The organism is Seleniivibrio sp. (assembly GCF_021209385.1).
Classification (GTDB): Bacteria; Chrysiogenota; Deferribacteres; order Deferribacterales; family Geovibrionaceae; genus Seleniivibrio.
Genome location: NZ_JAJOIL010000034.1, coordinates 1 through 24,121 on the forward strand (window position 1 = coordinate 1; position 24,121 = coordinate 24,121).

At 45.4% G+C, this 24,121-nt stretch carries 19 protein-coding genes and 1 pseudogene; 15 read left to right on the forward strand and 5 right to left on the reverse strand.

Going from position 1 to position 24,121, the window contains the following annotated elements:
• Nucleotides 1-26: 26 nt before the first annotated feature.
• From LRY47_RS14190 to LRY47_RS14200, 3 genes and pseudogenes are all read left to right on the forward strand, one after another.
• Nucleotides 27-128: pseudogene (locus tag LRY47_RS14190) on the forward strand (formate dehydrogenase); the annotation flags it as partial.
• A gap of 159 nt (nucleotides 129-287) precedes the next feature.
• Nucleotides 288-572: a hypothetical protein gene (locus LRY47_RS14195; RefSeq protein WP_366043685.1), complete on the forward strand. Its 285-nt coding sequence runs from the start codon at nucleotides 288-290 to the stop codon at nucleotides 570-572.
• Between the two features lie 24 nt (nucleotides 573-596).
• Nucleotides 597-860, forward strand: a complete 264-nt coding sequence (locus LRY47_RS14200) for a hypothetical protein (RefSeq protein ID WP_366043687.1) — start codon at nucleotides 597-599, stop codon at nucleotides 858-860.
• 287 nt (nucleotides 861-1,147) lie between these two features.
• On the opposite strand, the gene LRY47_RS11215 is transcribed toward LRY47_RS14200, so the two are convergent.
• The 3 genes from LRY47_RS11215 to LRY47_RS11225 all read right to left on the reverse strand — a co-directional run bounded on the left by LRY47_RS11215 (nucleotide 1,148) and on the right by LRY47_RS11225 (nucleotide 7,275).
• Entirely contained in the window at nucleotides 1,148-3,544 is a 2,397-nt protein-coding gene (locus tag LRY47_RS11215; RefSeq protein ID WP_295225424.1) for a hypothetical protein, read from the reverse strand.
• A 507-nt stretch (nucleotides 3,545-4,051) separates the two neighbouring features.
• Nucleotides 4,052-5,437: a sigma-54 dependent transcriptional regulator gene (locus tag LRY47_RS11220; RefSeq protein WP_295225427.1), complete on the reverse strand. Its 1,386-nt coding sequence runs from the start codon at nucleotides 5,435-5,437 to the stop codon at nucleotides 4,052-4,054.
• Nucleotides 5,434-7,275 (reverse strand): ATP-binding protein, encoded by a 1,842-nt coding sequence (locus tag LRY47_RS11225; RefSeq protein WP_295225430.1) that lies wholly within the window; start codon nucleotides 7,273-7,275, stop codon nucleotides 5,434-5,436. The genes LRY47_RS11220 and LRY47_RS11225 overlap by 4 nt, the downstream gene beginning before the upstream one ends.
• A gap of 222 nt (nucleotides 7,276-7,497) precedes the next feature.
• Between LRY47_RS11225 and LRY47_RS11230 the strand changes: the two genes are divergently transcribed.
• From LRY47_RS11230 to LRY47_RS11280, 11 genes are read left to right on the forward strand one after another with little or no spacing between them, the layout of a single operon-like run.
• Complete coding sequence (locus LRY47_RS11230) at nucleotides 7,498-7,920, forward strand: response regulator (RefSeq protein WP_295225432.1); 423 nt, start codon at nucleotides 7,498-7,500, stop codon at nucleotides 7,918-7,920.
• Nucleotides 7,904-9,118 (forward strand): methyl-accepting chemotaxis protein, encoded by a 1,215-nt coding sequence (locus LRY47_RS11235; RefSeq protein WP_295225433.1) that lies wholly within the window; start codon nucleotides 7,904-7,906, stop codon nucleotides 9,116-9,118. The genes LRY47_RS11230 and LRY47_RS11235 overlap by 17 nt, the downstream gene beginning before the upstream one ends.
• A 16-nt stretch (nucleotides 9,119-9,134) precedes the next feature.
• On the forward strand, nucleotides 9,135-9,479 hold the full coding sequence (locus LRY47_RS11240; protein ID WP_295225435.1) for an STAS domain-containing protein: 345 nt from the start codon (nucleotides 9,135-9,137) through the stop codon (nucleotides 9,477-9,479).
• Between the two features lie 4 nt (nucleotides 9,480-9,483).
• Nucleotides 9,484-9,849, forward strand: a complete 366-nt coding sequence (locus LRY47_RS11245; RefSeq protein ID WP_295225438.1) for a response regulator — start codon at nucleotides 9,484-9,486, stop codon at nucleotides 9,847-9,849.
• Between the two features lie 3 nt (nucleotides 9,850-9,852).
• Nucleotides 9,853-11,922: a chemotaxis protein CheA gene (locus tag LRY47_RS11250; RefSeq protein WP_295225441.1), complete on the forward strand. Its 2,070-nt coding sequence runs from the start codon at nucleotides 9,853-9,855 to the stop codon at nucleotides 11,920-11,922.
• A 20-nt stretch (nucleotides 11,923-11,942) separates the two neighbouring features.
• A complete protein-coding gene (locus tag LRY47_RS11255; protein WP_295225444.1) occupies nucleotides 11,943-13,877 on the forward strand; it encodes a methyl-accepting chemotaxis protein in 1,935 nt (644 codons plus the stop codon).
• 12 nt (nucleotides 13,878-13,889) lie between these two features.
• Complete coding sequence (locus LRY47_RS11260) at nucleotides 13,890-14,408, forward strand: chemotaxis protein CheW (RefSeq protein ID WP_295225446.1); 519 nt, start codon at nucleotides 13,890-13,892, stop codon at nucleotides 14,406-14,408.
• Between the two features lie 10 nt (nucleotides 14,409-14,418).
• Complete coding sequence (locus tag LRY47_RS11265) at nucleotides 14,419-15,279, forward strand: CheR family methyltransferase (RefSeq protein ID WP_295225449.1); 861 nt, start codon at nucleotides 14,419-14,421, stop codon at nucleotides 15,277-15,279.
• A gap of 2 nt (nucleotides 15,280-15,281) precedes the next feature.
• Entirely contained in the window at nucleotides 15,282-15,767 is a 486-nt protein-coding gene (locus tag LRY47_RS11270) for a chemotaxis protein CheD (protein ID WP_295225451.1), read from the forward strand.
• Between the two features lie 3 nt (nucleotides 15,768-15,770).
• The gene (locus LRY47_RS11275; RefSeq protein ID WP_295225453.1) at nucleotides 15,771-16,850 is read left to right on the forward strand and encodes a chemotaxis response regulator protein-glutamate methylesterase; all 1,080 of its coding nucleotides are present in this window, start codon (nucleotides 15,771-15,773) and stop codon (nucleotides 16,848-16,850) included.
• 12 nt (nucleotides 16,851-16,862) lie between these two features.
• Nucleotides 16,863-19,217: a PAS domain S-box protein gene (locus LRY47_RS11280; RefSeq protein ID WP_295225455.1), complete on the forward strand. Its 2,355-nt coding sequence runs from the start codon at nucleotides 16,863-16,865 to the stop codon at nucleotides 19,215-19,217.
• Nucleotides 19,218-19,342: 125 nt separating this feature from the next.
• Here LRY47_RS11280 and LRY47_RS11285 read toward each other — a convergent pair whose 3' ends face one another.
• Nucleotides 19,343-20,584 carry a hypothetical protein gene (locus LRY47_RS11285; RefSeq protein WP_295225458.1) on the reverse strand — a complete coding sequence of 414 codons (1,242 nt, stop codon included), beginning with the start codon at nucleotides 20,582-20,584 and terminating at the stop codon, nucleotides 19,343-19,345.
• 307 nt (nucleotides 20,585-20,891) lie between these two features.
• Here LRY47_RS11285 and LRY47_RS11290 point away from each other — a divergent pair, with 307 nt between their 5' ends.
• A complete protein-coding gene (locus tag LRY47_RS11290) occupies nucleotides 20,892-23,795 on the forward strand; it encodes a transporter substrate-binding domain-containing protein (RefSeq protein ID WP_295225461.1) in 2,904 nt (967 codons plus the stop codon).
• Here LRY47_RS11290 and LRY47_RS11295 read toward each other — a convergent pair.
• On the reverse strand, nucleotides 23,783-23,995 hold the full coding sequence (locus tag LRY47_RS11295; protein WP_295225463.1) for a diguanylate cyclase: 213 nt from the start codon (nucleotides 23,993-23,995) through the stop codon (nucleotides 23,783-23,785). The two genes, LRY47_RS11290 and LRY47_RS11295, sit on opposite strands and share 13 nt — an antisense overlap.
• Nucleotides 23,996-24,121: the final 126 nt, after the last annotated feature.

Consider the following 24,121-nt stretch of genomic DNA (forward strand, 5'->3'; position numbering starts at 1 on the left):
CCAACTTGATGAGGAGATAAGCCATTATGGCAGTCATGAAATTTTTGTGTGACACCAAACGCTGCATCGAGTGTAACGGCTGCGTCACAGCATGTAAAAACGAAAACGACTCCGCGCTGGAGTGGGGGCATTCCGAACTCAACAGCCTTGCCGTGGAACGTATCGAGATATGTTGCAGCGGCGTTTTTCATTTTATGTTTGGTTGCCATCTCCTCTCTGGAGTGACATTTGCTGCAAGTTTTAACAACATCCTCTGAAGGGGCAAGGTTCTTTATCCTGTGTGTGACGTGGTTAAAGAAATACTTGTAGTCAACGTTGTTGTCGTGGCAAACGGCGCATTTCTGAAGAACACGCTCTTTGTGTCTCGCCTCGCTTACAGTCTCTACATCGCCCGGGTCAAACCTGTATACAGGGTTTTTGTGGCAATTCGTACAGGAGGGGAAATCCTCTACGATGCGCGCCCTTACATCAGGGTTGTCGGGGTTGTGGATACTTTTTTTAAGGGTTTCAACGATCTTTTTGTGGGAGAAGGGTTTTTCCGAGCCAGCGTTTTTGACGTGACATTCGGTTGAACAGTCAACAGGTTTCATCTCTTTGTGCGGGATCTCTTTTATGTCGGTGTGACAACCTGTACACTTGACCTTTGTGTGGACAGTGTGCGCATAGTTCTCCGCATCGACATAGAACACCCGAAGATAACCTTCGTCATTGACGCGGGTCAGTCCGGGGTACTTGTGGCACATCATGCAGTTTTCACCATCTGTGACGGCTGCCCCTGCCGATCCGCAGGTCATAAAGAGACTGAAGACCATGACGGCAATAAAACAATATATTCTCATCATCAGCTCCAAAAAATATAGATGATTAACACAGCCTAAAATCCGGCCATTGCCATAGACTAGAATAGGTTCCGGTTATTGTCAACATAAGATAGCCTGACATGTGTCCTAAATTGTAAATTTTATTAAGATAGCAAAATTTGAATATTCAGAAAACGTTACCGCGGTTTTTTAAGATAATTTCAGGGTGTTTTTAAGTAACTGGTTGTAAACTTAATTTATTATTGAATTAATTAATAATAAAAAGCTCCGGCCGAAGCCGGAGCTTTTATAATTTAGGTCAACAGGAACAAATCCTGTTCATCATATTAGTCGAGAAGTTCAAACACTGCGTCTAACACATCAATATAGGGCATATCTGCAGTCAGAACTTTGTAGCCGAATGTTTTGAAGTGTGTATTAAGGCTTGCAACTTCACCGGAGTTACCAGCAGCGATAGCTGCACCTTTGTGGCAACCGCCACATGCAACTGCTGCGGGACCGTAAACTGCTTGGTCAGCAGTAGTGCCGCCTTCAGAGGCTGCAACGATACCACCAAGTGATTTAGTTTGATCCGGAACTTCATAAGCACCAGCAACGTGGCATTTCTGACAGTTTGCTATGTTCTGAGGATACTCGATAGTGTGAGATCCGTAAGAAGCAAATGTAGGTTGACCAACGTGGATTGCGTGCAGGTAAGAGTCGATGGATCTAGACTGCTGAGGATAGTGACCTGCAGCTACGCTAGGTACGTGACAGATTCTACAAGCATCTACGTTACCGATTGCTGTGTAACCGCGAGCTTCAGCGCTAGGCTCGTCAAAACCGTGAGCTTCAGCGCTAGGCTCGTCAAAACCGTGGATTGCGATACCAACTTTTTCGCCGTGGCAGTCATAGCAACCTTGAGTGTAGTCTATAACTGCTTTGCGAGCAGCTGCTGCAGTGTTGGCTGCAGTGTTGTCGGTGTTGAACTGAGAAGTAACGCTCTTAACATATACGTTAGAGTATGTGTCATCGTCTTCGTTGAATTTCCACGGGATACCGATGATACCAACTATACCTTTAGATACGTTGTATTTTGTCAGGTTAGTAAGGTTAGCGGCTGTGGGAACAACTTTAGTAGTGGCAACGCCACCAGCGTAAGTAGTGTAACCGGATTTAGTTGCGTCTGTGCCTGCAGTTTTGATTGTATCAGAAGTTACTTCATCATAAACAACTACATCGTCTGAACCTTGGCCATAGTATCCAACAAGGATTCTAACGCCGTCAGATTTAGCGAGTCCGTCAACGATTCTTTCTTTGTAAGTTTGAAGGAAAAGCAGATCGCCGTCAGTTGTAGCTGCAGCTTTGCTTACGTCGATAACTGTTTCGTCAACATCTTTAACGCCGTCGCCATCAGTGTCGTGGAATGCTCCCCAAACTACTGTAGTGGATTTGTCGGCATTGAAAGTTATGCTGTCGATAGAGTATGCAACGTCAGTGCTTCTTTGTTTTTCAAGCTCACCGTGAAGGTCAGAGAAAGTGCGGTCTGGAGCAGCACCACCGTGGCAGGTATTGCTGTCGTTACAAGAAGTAGGATCTGTGTTAGCAGCTGTCATGCTGTTGTGGAAAGAAGGAACTACAGCATCGCCGAATGAATCCCAGCCAGAGTGGCAAGTCATACAAGTGTCATATGTGAAATATGAAGTGTTTGTAACTGCTGTGTATCTGGGAGTGCTGTTGTGGCAAGTTACGCAGTTAGCCATAGACTGAGGATATCCGATCTTGATGAATTCGTCAGTATCCCACTCGAATCCGTCTTCGCCCATTTCATGGCTGTTGTGGATGCCGTGAACAAGAGCGGGCAGGTCGAGTTTGGGGTTTGAAACGCCGAATGCGCTAGTGTTGTGGCAAACTTCGCAGTATCTTACATCGTTTCTACCGCCGTGAGCTATACCGGTCTTGTCGTTGTGACATTTGAAGCATGCTTCCTGACCAACGAAGTCTCTGCTGAAAGCGGGAGTACCTCCTGACATAGAACCGAGACCATCGGGTGTAGTGTCAATAACAAGGTTGATAGTTGACTGCTGGTCGCTTGTATTAACAACACCGTCGCCGTTGGTGTCATGAGCATAAACTCTTGAGTAAAACACGAAACGGTTCAGTTTGTTAGCAAAAAGATCTGCATAGTCAAGAGCTGTACTTACGCTGGCAACCGTTGTGTCAGCATATTTAGCAACATAGTCACCGTTGGCAGCATCGGTTTCATCGATATACGCAGCACCGGGAGCAGAGTACACATGTGTAGTTCTGTTGGTAGTGGATATAGTTGTGCTTCCGTTTGTTCCACCAGCGTAGTTCACCCAGCCAGTAGCTGTAAGGTGAGCTGCATACAGGTTAGCATTGTAACCGTTTGTAGCGTTTACAAAACCTTCTGTATAGGGTTTGCCGTCAAGGTGTGTAATCTTAAAGTGAATTTCAAGGATTCCCTCATTGTTAACAATCGTGGGAGTACCGGAAACTTGAAGATCACCTTCAGTTTCACCTTGAGCAGTGTAGTGTGTACCTTCGATGTCATTGTGACATGTGGAACACTGTTCAACAGAAGAAACTTTAGGCAGAGTGGCATCAGTTCCGTCAGAACCGTCAACGCCATTTTTGCCGTCAGAGCCGTCGTCGCCGCAACCTACGAGCATAAACGCGCAGGTGAAAGCGAGCATTAAAAGAAATAAAATTCTTCTCGACATAAATTTAGCCTCCTTTTGCTTTATGTCAAATACTGCCTGTGTCATCAGACATTCTATTGTTTACAGAGGATGCCTGATAAGCGCAGGTTTTTTGCTCAATCAAAAATTCAAAACACACGGTCATTAAAATCTACACGGTCATTTTACACGGTCATTAAAAATTTACACGGTCATTACTTTTTTTACAAAGTATACCAAATAAAATTCAGATGTCAAATATAACTTAACTAGGGCTAATTGGCATATGCCCGTAATTTTTAACCCAAGTTCATAAAATTAGCATACTACCGAATTCATCAAACATTAAATTTACTATATATCAAGTACTAGCGAAGATTGTTTTTTATATATTGTGTTAATTGAATATCTATATGTTTTACTTAGGCATATATCACAATTCATCATACTAAACTTTAGGGTTTTACAATAAGTACAAATATGCATTTTACCGAATATTTCAATTACATAATATTCATAAAATATCAGAGTGAAAAAAATTATTGATTATCAGTTAGATTTTAGACGCTTGTGCAGAGCCTGACGTGTTATTCCCAATAGTTTTGCCGCCGAACTGATGTTACCATCCGATTCTTTCAGTGCCGAGTCGACAACGTAATGTTCAATTTCCTTTAAAGTAGGGAAGTCACCAAAATATGAAAATGTCTTAACATTCGTGTTCAACGAACCGTTCACTTTCAGTCCGTGCCTGCTGAAAAAAGATGCCGCTTCATATTCGGAAGGCTTCCTGTCGCCGAAAACCATAGCCATATCAGACATAATTGCCTGCAGCTGGCGCACGTTTCCGGGGAAATTATAACCTTTCAGCATGTTTACAATATATGCCGGAATACTGTTTACGGTTTCAAGCCCCACATCTTTTAACGCTCTGTTGTAAAACATAAAAGCAAGATGTTCGATATCACATACCCTTTCACGCAGCGGCGGAATTAAGAGTTTGTGAGTGGAGAGTCTGTAAAAAAGATCCTGTCGGAATTTCCCCGAAAGCACGCTCTCCTCAAGGTCTGCGTTTGTAGCGGCAACTATCCTGACGCTGGCTGTCATATACCTGTCCGATCCGAGAGGAGAATAAACTTTCTCCTGCAGAAGTCTGAGAAGCTTAACCTGTGCGCTCTCCGCCATGTCGCCTATCTCGTCCAGAAAAAGAGTTCCGCCCTCTGCCGCGGCAACAAGTCCCTGTCTTGATTTATCCGCACCTGTGAAAGCTCCCTTAACATGACCGAACAGGGTGTCGGAAAACATAGTGTCATCCAGTCCTGCTACGTTGACGGGAACAAACTGCCCTTTTCGTCCGCTGCATTCATGCACAGCGCGAGCGAATAGTTCTTTACCGACGCCGGTTTCGCCAGTGATCAACACCGGAAAGCTACTTTTTGAGACTGATTCAATATACCTGAAAACGTCTTTCATCCTGCCGTCGGCAGTCATAATTCCGTGGAAGTCAATCAGATCTCTGTTTTCATCTGTCCGCAGGGCGCTTCTGAGAGCCTCTATCTCCTTATGCATCTGAAAAGCATTCACTGCCGCATGATATGCCGCTGCAAATCTGTCGCTGTCCAAAGGTTTAACAAGGAAGTTCAGCGCTCCGTTCTGTATACAGCGCACAGCCGTACTGACGTCGTTGTTTCCTGTCACGATTATAACCGATGCCGCAGGGTACCGTTTTTTTATCATATCAAGGAGTTCTTCCCCTGAGTGATAAGGCATTTGCAGATCGATAAAAACAGCCATCGGGTCAATAGAATCTATGGTCGCAACGAACTCTCTTGGGTCATTATGGATAACATAGTCAGTTATGCCGTTTCTTTTCATAAAAATGGCATAGGAATCGGTTATCATCTTTTCATCATCAATGATAACGACTTTTGATGTCATACAGAAGTACCGGCGGGGATGCTTATCGTAACAACGGTTCCTTTGTTCTTTTCGGATGTCACGTTGAAACCGCCGTTATGATCCTGAATGATAGTATAAGCGATGGAAAGTCCAAGTCCAGTTCCGCCCTCCGCCTGTTTCGTGGTAAAGAACGGTTCGGTAATGCGCTGAATATCCTCTTCCCGGATACCGATACCACAGTCTTTAACTTCGACAATAACATGCCCTCCCCTGACGAAGCACCTGACCGACACTGGAAGATGTCTGCCGGGGGTTGCCTCCAGCGCGTTCATGATTATATTGATGAAAACCTGTTCAAGTTTCTGGCTGTTGCCCATAATGGGCGGCAGGTTCGGCTCGATATCTTCCGCAAAACAGTCGGTACTCTTATTTATTTTATGTGCAAGCATATGTATTGCCGCTTTGAGAGGAACCTCGACCGAAAGAAGCTGGTGAGCCGCAACAGTGTCCTGACGTGCAAAACTTTTCAGATCCAGAACAATATCCCTTATCCTTTCAGAACCTTTGTAGATGCCTTCAAGAAGCTGGAGTATATCGCCCTTTGCCTCTGAATAAGGAGTATTGCCGATCATAAGCTCCCCTCTCTCCTCTTCCATCTCGTCCAGCAGAGATACAAAATCGTTGAGATACTCTTTGATTATAGAGCTGTTGAACATTATGAAGTTGTTGGGATTATTAAGCTCATGGGCAACGCCCGAAACAAGTGTCCCCAGCGCCGCCATCTTATTGGTCTGTATCATGCGCATTTTAAGTTCTTTTTCTATGATCTCAAGACGAACCTTTTCGGAAACGTCCTCAATATCTATCATAATAAATTCGGTACTGCCTTCGGAGATAACGTTGCCTCTGAAATCCGCAATGAAAGTTCTTCCCGAACGGCTTACCTGTTCAACTCTCGGAAGCTCAAAATAAGCATTGTCTCTGGCAAGGTCATAAATCTTTAATGCTGCGGATTCCCCGACAAGCGACGAAACCGATACCCCTTCCGATGAAGAAGCCAGAGAATACAGACGCATAAGGGCTTCATTACAGTCTTTAATAATAAGACCGTCCATAGATACTATCAGTCCGGGTATAAATCTTTTCTGAAAAATGCTGACAAACTTCTTCTCCGCAATATTCAGTTCAGTTTTAAAAAGCTCTGTCTGGGTTATGTCGGTGAGAGTGACAATACTTCCGCTGTTAAAGCGGCTGACACCCATAACGGCTGTCTTTTTCTCTTTGCCGTTATCGAGGCAGATAACAGAGGAATATGTACCGTGAGTATATCCGCCGAGAACGTCTCTTATATTTTTTCCCGTGGCACAGGTAGACATACCGGCTATATTACAGAACGTTTCATTGAGGAGAGTGACAGTATAATCCTCGTCAACGACGGCAATTCCGTCGGATGTGTGTTCAAGCACGCTCTGAACAAGCTTGCTCTTCTCCATCGTCGTGCGTTCCAGCTCGATTCTTGTGAAAGATAAAGAAACCGTGGCAAGGAGCGACTGCGACGTAAAAGGCTTTATGATATATCCGTAAGGAGACGTGGTCATAGATCTGCCGATGGTTGCCGGGTCTGAATAGCTTGTGATATACACGACAGGTATCTTTTCTGTCCTGTGTATCTGTGTGACAAGCTCTATACCGTCAACAGAGGATTTCAGACTGATATCCATAAGCATCAGATCAGGTTTTTCCTTGTCAATTACAGCAAGAGCTTCCTCGTCGTCAACAGCAAGCCCGACAACTGTGTAGCCGTTACGTTCAAGTCTGGAAGCTATATCCATTCCGATAACAGCTTCATCTTCAACAATCAATATTCTCTTTGCCATAGCAGCCTCGTCACAAAATAAACACGATGCATGTATAATTTTTCATTACAAAAATGGATGTGTCAACTTTAATTTACACTTAAAATCTTTTTATATAGGTGAGTTAGCCATATTAAAACATTGTTGTCAACTTTGATTAACACTTCTCTGTTTAACCTTTTAAATCAATACACTGATAAATAAGATTTTTTATTTTGGCATGAACGTTGCGTATAATTTACCATGAGAAAAAAAGTACTTCTGATAGACGATGAGGAACATTTCAGAAACAGCGTGAAGATCGCCCTGAAAAGAGAGGGTATTCAGGTCACGGACGAGCAGGACGGCTCCGACGGACTCAGAAACATAATCCTCAGCATGGCGACAGGAAGTCTGTATGACCTCATAATACTGGACATAATGATGCCCGGGCTGACGGGGATAGACATTCTTGAGTTCTTCATACAGAACGAAGTCAGCATTCCCGTGATTGTTGTTACCGGGTACATGGATTACGATCTCAGGTTTTTCTGCTCTCACATAAAAAAAATAAAGGTCATGGAGAAGCCTTTCAGCCACGACAAACTGGTTGGTCAGGTTCTTGAGATGTTAAAGACCGAAGGTTCCCTTAAGAATTCCGGAGGCCAAAATGAATTATATCAATAAGAACAAGGCGGCTGTTGTCGTAATCATCACATTGATTCAGGCAGGCGTACTCTATCTTGATTCGGCGGCGCTGAGATACGCTCTCAGCGCACTGCTTCTCTCAGCCACATTCATTGTGCTGAAGCTGATGACGAACGACATAAAGACCAGAGCGGAAAAGGAGATCAGAAAAAGCTGCGACAATCTGGCAGATTCGATAAACAATAAGTTCACCCCGGTAAGCAAGGTGCTGGACGACTACGCAACCCTTCTTACAGTCTTTCAGGAACAGCTGAAAAGTGTGAACTCCGACAGCGAGGATGCCACAAATACAATAAGCGGCAATTTCACCGGAATTGTTGACAAGGCGATGGAACAGTCAAGGATGGCGGGCGACGCACTGTCCAGCTTCACAGGCGACGCAGGTGAAGAGGGTCAGGGGTTTGTACAGAACAGCCGCCACACCCTTATCAGTGTCATTACAGAAATGCAGAAGATGGGCGAATACGCTACAAGATCCAACGAAAGTCTTAACGAGGTTATGACCGAGGTGGAGAACATCCGCACAATAGTCGCCAACGTCGGATATATAGCTGACCAGACAAACCTGCTGGCGCTTAACGCTGCTATCGAGGCGGCAAGAGCCGGTGAACACGGCAGAGGGTTCGCCGTTGTTGCAGATGAAATACGCAAGCTTTCCGAAAAATCAAACGAGTTCGCAACCGAGATAAAAAAGGCAGTGGACAGCATTTCCGGCAAAGTACGCACCATTCACGGTCAGTCAGCGAAAGAAGTGGAAAATATCACAAAGGTGACCTCTGACGCCCACGAAGATGTTGACAGCACACTTAACAGACTTGACGAGGCACTGGAGCGTTCACACGGGATCATCACCGAACTCCAGCAAAGCTCCATGCAGCTTGCGGAGGATATCAACGCAATGGTGGTCTCCATGCAGTATCAGGACATAAACAGACAGAGAATTGAACACGTCATCGACCCTTTAGGAATAATGAAATGCGACATAGACACCATATCAGGAGGTCTTAAAGACATCTCAGGAATAGGCAAAGGACTCAACGTTCGGGAGCTTACAGACCACCTGAACAGCATTTATACAATGGAATCAGAGCGGGATCTTATGAAAAATGTATCAACAACCGGAAACAGGAAGAACTCCGGAAAACATAAACCGAACGACAACGTAGAGCTGTTTTAAGGAAATGAGGTGAATCATGAACATACATATCGAAAAAACAGAAGACAGGCAGAACGCTATACTCACACTGTCCGGAGACATAACTGTTCAGCATGCATCAGAATTATGCTCGCTACTCAAAGAAGCCGTGAACGAAGAAATGGATACGGCATTGAATGTCAGCGGAATCGAGGATGTTGATATGACGTTCTTTCAGCTTATGTGCAGTGCGCACAGGTCTTTCACAGCAAAGGGAAAACAGTTCATATTGTCTACAGGCAAGAACGGACTGCTCAAAAAAGGAGCCGCAACAGGTTTCGTCCGGCACAAAGGATGTTCAAGAGATAAATTCGGCACATGTACAATGGTTATGGAGAGTTAGAACAATGGCAAAGACAATACTTACGGTGGACGATTCCGCCAGCATCAGGCAGATGGTTAAATTTACGCTTACAAAAGAAGGATATAACATAATCGAGGCATCAGACGGCAAGGATGCGCTCGCTAAAACGGGCGGCTCGAAGATCGACATGGTGGTAACCGACCTCAACATGCCCAACATGGACGGCATCACCCTGATAAAAGAGCTTCGGGCCAAGCCCGAATTCCGCTTCACTCCGATCATAATGCTCACTACTGAATCGCAGGATTCCAAAAAGATGGAAGGCAAGGCGGCAGGAGCAACAGGCTGGATAGTTAAACCTTTTCAGCCGGAACAGCTTGTTACGGTTACTAAAAAAGTTTTGGGGTGACATATGTCAACGGACGTGCATCAGGATGTATTCATTCAGGAGGCGACGGAGCTCTTACAGGAGCTTGAACAGTCCCTTCTGGAGCTTGAGGACAACAGCGAAGATATGGAACTGGTGGCGCGGGTTTTCCGTGCCATGCACACCATAAAAGGGTCGGGAGCGATGTTCGGTTTCGAGAACATCGCAGCACTGGTGCACAGCATAGAAACATCATACGATCTGGTTCGCAACGGCAAACTGGGGATAACAAAACCGATGCTGGATTACTCATTGAAGGCATGCGACATAATAAAAGAGATGCTGACAGATCCGTCTATGAAGGCGGATTCACCCCTTGCGCTCAAAATATCCGCATTTTTTACGGAGACGGGCGGTCAGGCACCTGTAAAGAAACAGCGCGAACCGGTTAACAAAGAAGAGCTTCTGACCAGTCAGAACCTGACAACGTTCCGCATAACGTTCAAACCTTCAGCAGATATACTCCTTTTCGGTTCAAACCCCGAACTTCTGGTGAAAGAGGTCGCATCTCTCGGAGAAGCCAGCGTATCCGCCCTGACAACCGACATGCCTCTTCTGGACAGCATGGAACCGGAAAAATGTTATACATACTGGGAAATCATTCTCACAACAAATAAAACAGAAAACGATATACGCGATGTCTTTATATTTGTTCAGGACGAAAGTGAGATCAATATCAGTGTTATAGATGATTTTACAGGCGGAAGCGACAGCCTTAAAAAAATAGGCGAAATTCTCCTTGAAAAGGGAGATATCTCCCATGAAGAACTGACATCTCTGATGGACAGCCGCAAACTCATCGGCGAGGTCATGGTTGAAAAGGGTATTGTATCGCAGGATGCTCTGGATGCGGCACTGAAAGAACAGCAGCATGTTCGCAACGTGCGCGAGCAGAAAGCTGCCGCAGAAAATATATCTTCCGTTCGTGTTCCTTCGGAAAAACTGGACTTTCTGGTTGATCTTGTGGGCGAGCTTGTAACAGTTCAGGCAAGGCTCAGCCAGATAGCCGTTAAAGAGAACAATCAGGAGATGCTCAAAGTCGCCGAAGAGGTGGAAAGGCTCGTCTGGGAGCTTCGCGACAACACCATGAGTATCCGTATGCTTGAGATAGGCTCAACATTCAGCAAATTCAAAAGGCTGGTGCGCGATCTGTCCGCGGAACTCGGCAAAGAGATTGAACTTGTCACCCACGGCGGCGAAACAGAGATAGACAAAACTGTAATAGAAAAACTGGGCGATCCGCTGGTGCATCTCATCCGCAACAGTATTGACCACGGCATTGAAACACCGCAGGAACGCGTCGCGGCAGGCAAGGACCACAAAGGTCACATAACTCTTTCAGCAACCCATTCCGGCGGAAGCGTACTTATTGAGATAGCCGACGACGGCAATGGTATCAACAGAGATGCCGTGCTGAAAAAGGCGAAAGCAAAAGGACTGGTTCCTGAAAATTCAGAACTTTCTGACAAAGAGGTTTTCGACCTCATATTCGCTCCGGGGTTCTCCACAGCGGAAAAGGTTTCCAGCGTCTCCGGCAGAGGCGTGGGAATGGACGTGGTTCGCAGAAATATAGAATCATTGCGCGGCACGATAGACATTTCAAGCGTTCAGGGCAAAGGTACGACAATAACACTGAAACTGCCCCTTACGCTTGCAATAATCGACGGACTGCTCGTTGTCATAGGCGGACAGTTCTTCATAATACCCCTTTCAATAGTTAACGAATGTATCGAGTTCAATGAAGCCGCACATAAAAGCAGTTCCGGACGCAGAATCATAATGGTTCGCAATGAACTCATCCCATACGTTCATCTGCGCAGTTTTTTTGATATACGCGAAGAGGCGCCGGAGATTCAGCAGATAGTGATAATAGAGATAGAGAAGAGGCGCATCGGTTTTGTCGTTGATAATGTGGTTGGTGACCATCAGACGGTTATAAAATCACTTGGCAAGGCTTTCAGGGACATTGAGTGCATTTCAGGGGCAACCGTACTTGGCGACGGTTCCGTGGCGCTCATTGTTGATGTTCAGAAAATATACACAGGGATCGAATAATTTTTTTATCGGGGGCAATTATGCTTAAGAATCTTAAACTCGGATTGAAGCTTTTTATAGGCTTCGGACTTCTTATCATCCTGATAATCCTTTCAGGGTACATGGGTTTCAGCGGTCTTAAAAAAGTAGAGAACCGTGCCGAGAACAGTAACGACCTGAACCAGATTGTTAAACTGTTTCTGGAAAGCAGACAGCAGGAAAAAAACTTTATAATGCGGAAAGATTTCTCTGCAGCAGAACTTGTAGATAAAAAATCACAGGAACTGACAGCCACCGCCCAGCGGCTGAAAGAAAGGCTGCAAGATCCGACTAACAAGAAACAGATGGACGATATAATGTCCAACGCTGATGTATACATCAAATCATTTGATAAATACATTATTTTGGAAAAAGAAAAGATAAAAATCATGACAGATGTGAACATGCTGTCCTCCAATCTGATAAAACAATCCGACAGAGCCATGGCAACGTTCAACTCCATTGACGCTCAGAAGCTCATCAGCGAATTCCTTAAGGTCAGACTTTCAGGCAAGGAATTCATAATATCGATGAACGAACAGTACCTTCAGCAGTACGAGGACAACTATGAGCAGACAGCGGAAATAGCCCGTAAATTAGCAGCAGAACACCCCGGTGAACTGACATCAAGTCTGGTCAATGAGCTTGGCGAATACAAAACTGCCATCGACTCATATTTTGCGAAAACAAAAGAACAGGTAAGCATTGAAAAAACTCTTATCGAGAACGCAAGAACGGCAATGGAGGTCGTCACCATAACAGCGGAAGACCAGAAAGGAAAGATGATGAGCGAAATTGCAGGCGCAATCACGATGATAGTGATTTTCGCTGTAGCAGGCATTGCACTCGGACTTTTCATCGGTTTCCTGCTCACAAGGTCAATCACAGGTCCGCTCTTTAAAGGTGTTAACTTCGCGCAGCAGCTTGCCGAAGGAAACCTCGACGCACAGCTTGACGTTGATCAGAAAGATGAGGTGGGTCAGCTTGCCGTAGCGCTCAAAAATATGGTAGGCAAACTCAGAAGCATCATAACAGACGTACGGACATCCGCCGACAACGTTGCCGCAGGTTCCAGAGAGCTTTCAAGTGCCGCACAGGATATGTCGCAGGGCGCAACCGAACAGGCGGCAAGTGCGGAAGAAGCATCCGCATCAATGGAAGAGATGGCATCAAACATCAGCCAGAACGCAGACAACGCTCTTCAGACAGAAAAAATAGCGCTGAAAGCGGCAGGCGACGCCAAAGAGGGCGGTCAGGCTGTTCAGCAAACTGTCAAGGCGATGAAAGAGATAGCAGACAAAATATCCATCATAGAAGAGATAGCACGCCAGACAAATCTGCTTGCACTGAACGCGGCTATTGAAGCGGCAAGAGCGGGCGAACACGGAAAAGGTTTCGCGGTAGTTGCAGCGGAAGTTCGCAAACTTGCCGAACGCAGTCAGGAAGCGGCTGGAGAAATAAGCGAGCTTTCATCATCAAGCGTGGCGATAGCGGAGCGTGCGGGACAGCTTCTCACCCAGATACTGCCCGATATCCAGAAAACAGCGGAACTTGTTCAGGAGATCACCGCAGGCAGCAGCGAAATGCGTACAGGCGGCGAACAGATAAATACTGCAATTCAGCAGCTTGATCAGGTGATACAGCGCAACGCGGGTGCATCCGAAGAGATGGCGGCAACTGCGGAAGAGCTTTCCAGCCAGTCTGAATCCCTTCAGCATGCAGTATCGTTCTTCAAGATGAAAGGGGACGGAAGTTTCAGCGCCAAATACGCATCGCTTACAAAAAAAGCAACAAAAACAGCACTCACTGCCAAGCATATAGATAAACCCACAATGGCGGCAAATAAACCCGCCGCGAAAAAAGACGGCGAAGGTGTACACCTTGACCTTTCAGAGGGAAAGAAAGATAATCTGGACCTTGACTTTGAAAGCTTCTGAAAGGAGTAAGACATGGAACAAAATACAGCCTTAAAGGGCAGCACCGTCTGTCAGGTTCTGACATTCAGACTGGCGGAAGAGGTTTACGGGGTGGACATAATGTCCGTAAGGGAAGTATTGGACTTTTCCAGCGTGACAAAAGTTCCCCATACGCCTGATTTCATGGTAGGGGTCATTAACCTGCGGGGAAACGTTGTTCCCGTTGTGGACCTGAAAAAGAAGTTCCGAATGGGCGCAACGGAGCGCAGTGTCAACACATGTATAATAATAGTCGAAGTGCAGATAGACGGCGAATCCACTATTCTGGGAGCACTGGCAGATTCAGTGCAGGAGGTTGTGGAGTTTGAAGATAACGTTATTGAAGATGCGCCGAAAATCGGCACACAGCTCAATACCGCTTTCATAGCCGGCATGGCAAAACGCGAAAGCGGATTCGTGATTATTCTCAATGTAAATGCTGTGTTTTCAATGGGCGAGTTGTCGGTCATAAGCCAGACACAACAGCTGCCCGCAGAAGAAAATCACGAATAAGGACGTAATCATGGATGCAGAACTGATGCACGACATCTACACTCAGAAGCTGACATCCGAAGAATTCGGCATCATCCAGACATATATACAAGAAAAATGCGGAATCAGACTGCCTTTGACTAAAAAAGACATGGTCGAAGGCAGAATCCGCAAGCGGCTCAAAGCTCTGAACCTTTCGACATACGGGGAATACATTGCGCTGGTTTTTGACAGCGCAAACCCCGATGCCGATAGGGAACAGCTTAATCTTATCGACACCATCACAACAAACAAAACAGACTTCTTCCGCGAACCGAATCACTTTGAATTTCTTACGCAGAAAGTACTTCCTGCATTGGAAAAACAGGGATATGGTATGGAAAACACTCTGAACGTATGGAGTTCCGCCTGTTCCACAGGAGAGGAACCCTATACACTCGCCATGGTGCTGGCGGAATATTTCGGAGTCAAAGGCAACTTTCGGGTATATGCCAGCGACATAAGCTATTCGGTGCTTGAACGCGCAACAAAAGCCGTTTATACAGAAGAAAAGGCGCTGGGCATCCCCCATGAACTGAAAAAAAAATATCTGCTCCGTTCCAAAGATCAGACTTCAGGTCTGGTACGCATCAGACCGGAGCTGAGACAGAAGGTTTCATTCGGAAGACTGAACCTTATGAACGACAATTATAACCTTCCTGTGGAAATGAACGTTGTTTTCTGCCGGAATGTGATTATTTACTTTAATCATCAGACCCAGTATGAGATAATTGGAAAAATATGCCATTATATGCTTAAAGGAGCCTGTCTGTTCCTAGGACATTCAGAATCAATCCACGGAATGGATCTTCCTCTGAGCACCATGGCACCAACTGTCTTTTACAGGATCTGAGAATGATAAACCATGCCGAAAGTCTTTATCTGAAACCGGGGGAGATATTTTATGCTGATACGCCTATGGTGGTGAACACCGTACTGGGTTCGTGTGTCAGCATAACAATGTACGTCCGCAGACTGGGCATAGGCATGATGAGCCATTGCATGCTCCCCTCCTCAACAGAATCCATCAAGCGAGGGGAGGACATAATGAAATATGTCGATTGCGCGGTGCTTTATATGAATAAAACCATGCTTGGCGCCGGAGCAGACAAAAAAGAAATAGAAGTTAAACTGTTCGGCGGCAGCAATATGTTTACGGTAACAGACGAAGATGCGGGCATAGGCAGCAGAAACATTTCAGCGTCAATCGCACTTCTGAAAAGTTTGGGCTATACTATAACGTCCAGCGACACGGGAGGACAGTTTACCAGAAAGCTTTACTTTTCACTTGATACAGGAACTGTTTACCTGAGAAAGATATCAAAAATACAGGGGTTATAACATATGCCGGGCGGAAACGGAAAACTAAAAGTACTGGTTATTGATGATTCAGCGGTCGTGCGGCAGGTATTAACTGAAATACTGCTGTCCGATCCGGTCATAGAAACTGTTGTTGCCTGCGGCGATCCCTTTGCCGCGGCAGAAAGGATGAAAACTTTCGTTCCCGATGTCATCACTCTTGACGTTGAAATGCCGAAAATGGATGGCATAACATTCCTGAAAAAACTGATGTGCCAGCACCCCATTCCCGTGGTGATGTGTTCCAGCCTTACGGAAGAAAACTCCGCAACCGCACTTAAAGCAATAGAATGCGGTGCTGTGGATATCATACAAAAACCTAAAACAGGCACGAAAGCTTTCCTTGAAGAATCCAGAATAATGGTTTGCGATGCGGTTAAAGCAGCGGCAAAGGTTAAAGTGTCGCCCATGTGCAACGTTTTCCATGAAATACCTCCGAAACTCACAGCCGATGCAGTTCTTGAAGCGCCAAAGGGCAACGCCATGATTAAAACCACCGAAAAGGTTATCCTTGTGGGTGCATCCACAGGCGGAACGGAAGCCCTGAGCGTATTTCTGCAGGGACTCCCCGCAGACAGCCCCGGCGTTGTGATTGTCCAGCACATGCCTGAAAATTTCACTGCATCGTTTGCAAACAGACTGGACGGCATCTGCCGGGTCACAGTGAAACAGGCGGACGACAACGACACGGTTCTTCCGGGCAGGGTGCTCATAGCACCTGGAAACAAGCACCTGCTCATCAAAAGGAGCGGCGCGAGATATTATGTCGAGGTGAAGGACGGTCCGCTGGTCAGCAGACACAGACCTTCAGTGGACGTTCTCTTCCGCAGCGGTGCAAGATACGTCGGAAAAAATGCGGTGGGTGTAATACTCACAGGCATGGGCGACGACGGAGCAAAGGGAATGAAAGAAATGAAAGATGCAGGAGCATTTAATATAGCACAGGACGAAAGAACCAGCGTGGTATTCGGAATGCCGAAGATGGCTATCGAAGCCGGAGCCGCAGATATTGTTCTGCCGCTGGAAACAATCTCGTCCGCCGTTATGAAATACTGTACGGCTTAACAGGATAATACCATGTTCCATCTGCTCAATGACTCGGTGACAGTAATAATAGCAGCAATAACGCTCTCGTTCACTTTTCTGTTCATCTATTATTCCGAGGGCAAACGCTATCTGCTGCTTTGGAGCATAGGATGGGGCGTCAGCTCCATATCGGTTCTTTTTCGCTCACTCCCAATGATAGCTCCCGGAATAGAGGACTTCATATTCATTTCAATGGTTCTGAACTACATAAGCAGTATATTCATCGGGCTTGGCGTTTATCATTTCGTTTACGGTAAAGGACCGTCGGTAAAACTCACGTCATTGCTGATTCCTCTGACCCTCCTGCCGGGTCTGATACGTCTCAACAACCCTGAAAATGCTTTTGTGGCGATAGTTTATACTTTTGCCGGTACAGTATTCATGCTTTCGGGGCTGGTTCTCATCAGAAAGATAAAAGGCATCGGAAGCCGCGTGGCAGGGGTATCGTTCATCGCATGGAGCATCATGATGTTCACCGTCATAATAACCCACAAGGATGTCTATGCGGCATACGAAAACATGCAGCTAACAGTATTTCTCACACTGGTATCCGCTCTCGGCATAGTCATGATGCACTTTGAAAAGATGCGGTCGGAACTTGACAGTACAAATATGATACTGAAACAGCTTACGGAAACCAATAAAGACATGGTTTTTTCCATAAAACTGAAACCCAGACCTTTTGTTGAATATATAAGCATGTCAAGCATTCGTCTCACGGGTTATTCTCCTGAAGAAATCATTGGCAATCCGGATTTCCTTGAAAGAATATCGGACAGAGAAAGAATAAATTCTTTAAGTAAACTTTCAGACGGACAGGATGTTAAAAAACATATACACGATACTGCCAACATAAAAGCAAAAAACGGAGCCATGCTTACTTTCGACCTGAACCAGACGATTATTTACGGACTGGACGGCAAACCGGAAAGCGTGATAGGCATTGCGCGGGACGTCACGGAAAAAGCCATGGAAATGGACAAACTTGCATCGGAAAAAACATGGTATGAGCTTATTTTTAAACGATCCAACATTATGACCATGCTTGTGGACAGCGGCACCATGACCATTATGGATACAAACTATGCAATGACCAGCTTCTACTGCTACCCGCAGGACGGAATGCATGGCATGCATATCAGAAAAATGTTCTTTAACGAAGAGGATTACATTGATTTTCTGAACAGTGCAGACGAAGGCACCGCCTTCCACTGTGAAAATCTTCTGGCAGACGGAACCCGTGTACACGTTACCATGCATGCATCTTTCCTCAGATTTGACAATAAGAACTACATTTTTGTCACCATTCTGGACAAGACCAGCGAAAACTTTCTGGCATATGAACTTTCCAATATACGCGACCTGCACAGGTCGATTCTGGAATCCCTGAATGAAGGGGTCATAGGTCTCAATCAGGACGGCACCATATTCTTTATAAACAACACTGCCGCGGAAAAGCTAGGGTATCATTCTGACGAACTGATATACAAAAATCACCACAACACGATACATTACAAAAACGCTGATGGTGAGCTGTCAGATTCCAACTGCGAAATACTCTCATGCCTGCGAAAAGGCGGTTCAGTGCGCAACAGACGGGAATACCTTGTACACAAGAGCGGGCGTGTGATTCCGGTGGTATTCAATTTCAATACCCTTAAGAATGAGGGCAACGAGAACATGGGAGTGCTTATTTTCCGCGATATCACAGAGGAACTGAACGCGGAAGAACTTATACTCAGCTCACTGGAAGAGAACAGAGTGCTGCTGAAAGAACTCCACCACAGGGTCAAAAACAACTTCCAGATGATATGCAGTCTGCTCTCGCTCCATGCGGAAGAGCTGGAAGATTCATCGGAAAAAGATTTCATAAACGAATGTGTGCTGAAGATACTCTCGATGTCTCTCACTCACGAGCTTCTTTTTGAAACCAACAGCTTCTCCAAGCTGGGGGCAAAGGTCTATTTTGAAAAAATGCTCGACAACCTTCTGCGAGCCAGCAACAACACGGACGAAATAACACTGATAACCGACATTCAGGACGTAAGTCTTATACTCGACGAGGCGGTACCCTGCGCACTGATAATCAATGAACTGTTCACAAACTCGGTCAAATATGCAAAGACCGACCAAAAAAAGCTGGAACTGTTCATCCGGTTTTATGAAGAAAACGGTGAAAAGATACTGATCTTCTGCGACAACGGTACCGGTATCGACGGTATCGAGGATTTCGGCAAAGAGACTTCATACGGTCTTATGATAATCAAATCCCTCACCCGTCAGGTGAAAGGTTCAATTATGTTTGAAAACAGGAACGGTCTGCAGGTTACTCTCCGGTATAAATAAAAAACTCAGATCGCCGCGCCTCTGCGCTCCTCGCGGAGACGCAAATTACTGTCTCTGCAAGGAAGCCTTCGGGCTGACGCGGCAGTCTCATTATATTTTAATAAGTTTATCAACAACCAAAGGTTTCAAGAGACTTTTGCCTGTCTGTATCCTAAAAAATTCTCAAGCTGATTTAAGAATCTTGTACATTGAAAATAATCGCCGGCTTTGATGCCTGTGGGGTAATCTTTGTCGGCTTTGACCTTTATGTCACTTATGACACACACCCTGCCGCCCTTCGCGTATGAACAGTACCCTTTTCCGCAAAGCATACGCACCGATGCCGGACTTCCCTGCGCTCCCCATATAAAAGGCTTAAATTTACATACCTGTCTGAGTCTGCGCGCCATCTCAAGCCCTTTTGATCGGCTTTCAGGCAGAAACAGACCGCTGAGGCGTAAAACTGCAGAATCGTCCGCATATCCGGCATCCGCCAGATAATTCATTGATACATATGCGTCACCGGAAGAAATGCTGTGTCCGTTTTTTTCAAGCAGTTTCATAAAAACATGTGATGTTACAATGCTTTTAACAATAGTATTCTCGCTGTTTCCGGCACCGAAAACAGGTAACGGAATCGGATTTGAACATATCTCAAGCGCCCTTTTCAATTCATCATCCTTCGCGCATACGGAAAGATGCCCCCTGCCATGTTTCAGGAATGAATGGAAAAGAAGTGAAGCTCTCATAAGATTTTGTATAGGAGCGGAATCTGATCTGAGAACGGATACAGATTTCTGCATGTTCAGTATCAAACTCCCCGTAACCACAGCCATGGCGGCAGTGTCTTCAAGCAGAGAACTGCTGTTCTGCATATTAAGAAGTATTCTCATTCCATCGCGGACGCCCGCAGTTGATGAAAACATTTTGAGGAACGAGGAATTAACAAGTCCTTCAAAGCGTTTATCTCTCTGAATAAGCGCAGAAGCATACGCACCGAATACCGGATGTTTCTGTGCAGCCTCCATCACCACGTCAGAAACTCTTTTGGCAATATAATGCCTAGAACCTTTGATTGCAGTGTCCCTGATTTCGATCACGATAGGAGATGTCGCAAAATTCTCATCCGCTCTGTGCAGACCGAGCAAAAGAGAAATATGCTTGAAAATAGGACGGGAGCTATCCAGAATTTTTATCTTTCCCCGCGCATCTGTAAGCGTTTCAGCGAGAACCGTATCCATTGAAAACATCTCTCTCCCGAATGAACGAAGGAGGGACGAAACTGATTCAACCCCGTCACTGCGAAGCTTTTCTCGAATAACAGATTCCTTTATCCCAGTTGTGGCAGAAAAATAATCGAAGATGTTTGAATATGTCAGCGTTTCCATAATAATACTCCGTTGCTTTTGTGTATAAGTCATAATATGTGAAATGAATAAAAAAAAGCCAGATAAATTATGTAAATTTTTGCAGTAAAAGAAATAAGACGTAATTAATCTCTTAAATAATTTTCCTGTTAACCGTGTGATATTTCAGAAAAATACACATTAAGCATATGTTTAGTCAGGCTTGTTTTAAAATAAAAAAAATTTAAATTCGATTCCGCAAAACGCGCTCAGGGTATATTTCGGTGGATTTTAAACTTTGTAAAGTGTAAAATTATCTATATCTTAAAAGGCAAACGGTAACCACACTATGCTCAGATTATTATTTCCGGTTCTGCTGGCGGCGGTATCAGTCCTTTCATTCATACAGGATGCATGTGCTAAACCATTGTTCAATCAGCAGGAACAGGAATATATATCTAAGAAAAAGAGTATTGTCGTGGGTGTTGTCAACGACAACGAACCCTATTCTTTTTTCCGCGACGGATCAGAAAAAGGTTTTTCAGTTGATTTTCTCCACATGATGGAGAAAGGATCCGGGCTGAAATTCAAAATACGCATGGGCAACTGGACAGATATATACAATGCATTCCTTGCCGGTCAGATAGACGTTATCGACGAAATATCTTACACACCTGAACGTGCCGATAAAATATTATTCACCGAACCTTACCACTACAGAAAGACTGTCTTTTTCAAACGGAATGATGACAAATTTTTTAATGCCGACTCGCCCGTTAACCTGAAAAGCAAAAAAATAGGCGTTGCAAAAGATATTTACTACCTTCCAATTCTGCGGGATGCGGGGCTTGAACCTGTTGAATACAGCAACTATGCAGACCTTATGAAATCTCTCGCTTTCGGCTGGACAGACGCTGTTGTTGCCAGCGAACTCACAGGCAGGTTCATAGCCAGAGAAAACAGTCTGCCTAATATCGTTTCCGCAGGAAACGGAGGCATAACCAGTCTTCAGGATGAGGATTTCAGACTGGGGGTAAGAAAAACCTCCCCCGTCCTTTTCTCTGTGATAAACAAAACTCTTAACTCAATACCAAAATCCGACATAGACGACCTTGAAAGATGCTGGGCAACTTTCAGCGGAAGAGAGATAACAAAACCGGACAAGATGACGCTTACAAAAGAGGAAGAAGCTTTCATAAAATCCCGTCCGGCATTCTCCGTGGGCATTATGCCTGACTATTCGCCGTTCAGCTTCGTTTCAAACGGCGAGGTAACGGGATATACCCGCTCTCTGCTGGAAATCATAAGCAGACAGACGGGCATAACCTTTCTTTATTCCGTTAACAACTGGTCGGCACTTCTGCATAATTTCAGCGCAGGGAAGCTGGATGTTATAGCGGACATAACCTATACAAAAGAAAGAACAAAATATACGCTTTTCACCGATGAGTATTTCAGGGTTCCAAACGTTATCTTCGTGCGCGACGATTTCGGCAAATACGAAGGAATAAATTCGCTGAAAAACAAGCGCGTTGGGATAATGTCCGACATTTTCTATGAAAAGAACCTGAACGCACTGCTTGCAAATCCGGCAAAAAAATATCTTTCGCAGGATCAAATGATGCGCGACCTCGCGTTCGGGAATCTGGATGCGGTCATAACAGCTATAAATGCAGGAAACAACGTCATAAAAAAATACGCTCTGGTAAATCTGAAAATAGCAGAAGCTTTCAAAACACAGGAAATAAACATGGAAGATCTGCGCTTCGGAATAAATCCGAAGTATCCGCTTCTCCATTCCATCATGAAAAAAGCTATGTCGGGTATAGGACCGGAAGATAAACTACAGCTTGAGAACCAGTGGATAACCGCCAAAGCACCGGAAACGGAAAACACGCGGAATCTTTTCACCGAAGACGAAATCCGCTATCTGAAAGATAAAAAAGTGATCCGTATGTGTGTCGATCCGGACTGGATGCCGTTTGAACAGCTTAAGGACGGAAAGAAGCACACAGGTATAGCTGCTGACTTTTTCGCTCTCATACGCCCCAAACTTCCCGCAGAACTGGTTGTGGTTCCCACTGCTACATGGGAAGAGACGCTGCTTGCTGTAAAAAGCCGTAAGTGTGACATCCTCTCCCTCGCAATGCCTACCGAGGAAAGAAGCAAATATCTCACTTTCACAAAGCCATATCTGACAGTCCCCAACGTAATAGCCACGTCGGTTAATGATCCGTTTATAGAGGGATTTGAAAGCGTAATGGACAGGAAAATCGGCTCTGTCAAAGGCTATGCAATAACGGAACTGCTGAAAAAGCAGTACCCGGGACTTAAGCTCGTCGAGGTAAAAAACGACGAAGAAGGGATCCGCATGCTCCAGCAGGGCAGAATTTACGGCTACATCGGCACTATGCCCTCTATAGGCTATCAGATAAGTCAACAGAAGATAACCGATATAAAGATATCCGCAAGACTGCTCCACGACTGGGAGATGGGTATTGCAGCCAGAAACGACGAACCCAGACTTGCCGTTATATTCCAGAAACTGATAAACACTGTCAGCGAGGCAGAAAAGAATAAAATACTTGGTAACTGGCTCAGCATCCGTTACGACCAGCGGATAGATTATGCACTTCTTATCCGCGTCGCACTGATTGCGGCACTGTTCATTGCCGTCATGCTCTACTGGAGTACAAAACTTAAGCGGGTTAACACAAAACTCACCGAAGCAAATATCAAACTTCAGGAATTGAGCGAAAAAGACAGCCTTACGGGACTTTACAACCGCAGATACTTTTCATCGAACGCCGTACAGGTATTCGGCACCTGCCGCAGAGAGGGCGTGCGGTTCTCTATGGCTATACTCGACCTTGACCACTTCAAGAGGATCAACGATACCTACGGACACGTCGCAGGAGATATCTGTCTCCAGCGCGCTGCTAATGTTATAAAGAACCATTTTCTGAGAGAGAACGACACGTCTGCAAGATACGGCGGAGAGGAATTTGCCGTCTACACCACAGGCGGCGAAGAGAACTCTCTCCGTATACACATGGAAACTGTCAGAAGAGATATTGAAAACATTCTGGTGGATGTTGACGGAAAGAGCATCCGAATGACCGTCAGCATAGGAGTTTTCAGCCTGATACCCGACAACAGCGACACTCTCGACGACATCGTGCGCAAGGCGGACGACGCCCTATACAAAGCCAAAGAGAAAGGCAGAAACCGGGTTGAGACCTATTCCGGCTGATCCGCAGATATCACTCTGTTGCGTCCGCTCCCTTTCGCGGCATACAATCTGTCGTCAGCTTTTCTTAAAAGTCCGTCAAGGTTTGTTATACCCTCACTGACACTGGTAACACCGACACTCACAGTACAGCTTATCCTTTCACCGCGATGCTCCGTAACAGCGAACTCTATGCTGCGCCTGATCCTTTCTGAGATATCCACGACCCTGTAAATAGTTTTGTGTAAGTGCCGTTTTACGCATTAGCCCTTTCGCCGTATTCCATGATGAAACGGTTCATGGCAGGCAGCCAGTCCCTCAGCGGCATAGTCCACTTCTTTGATGCCTGT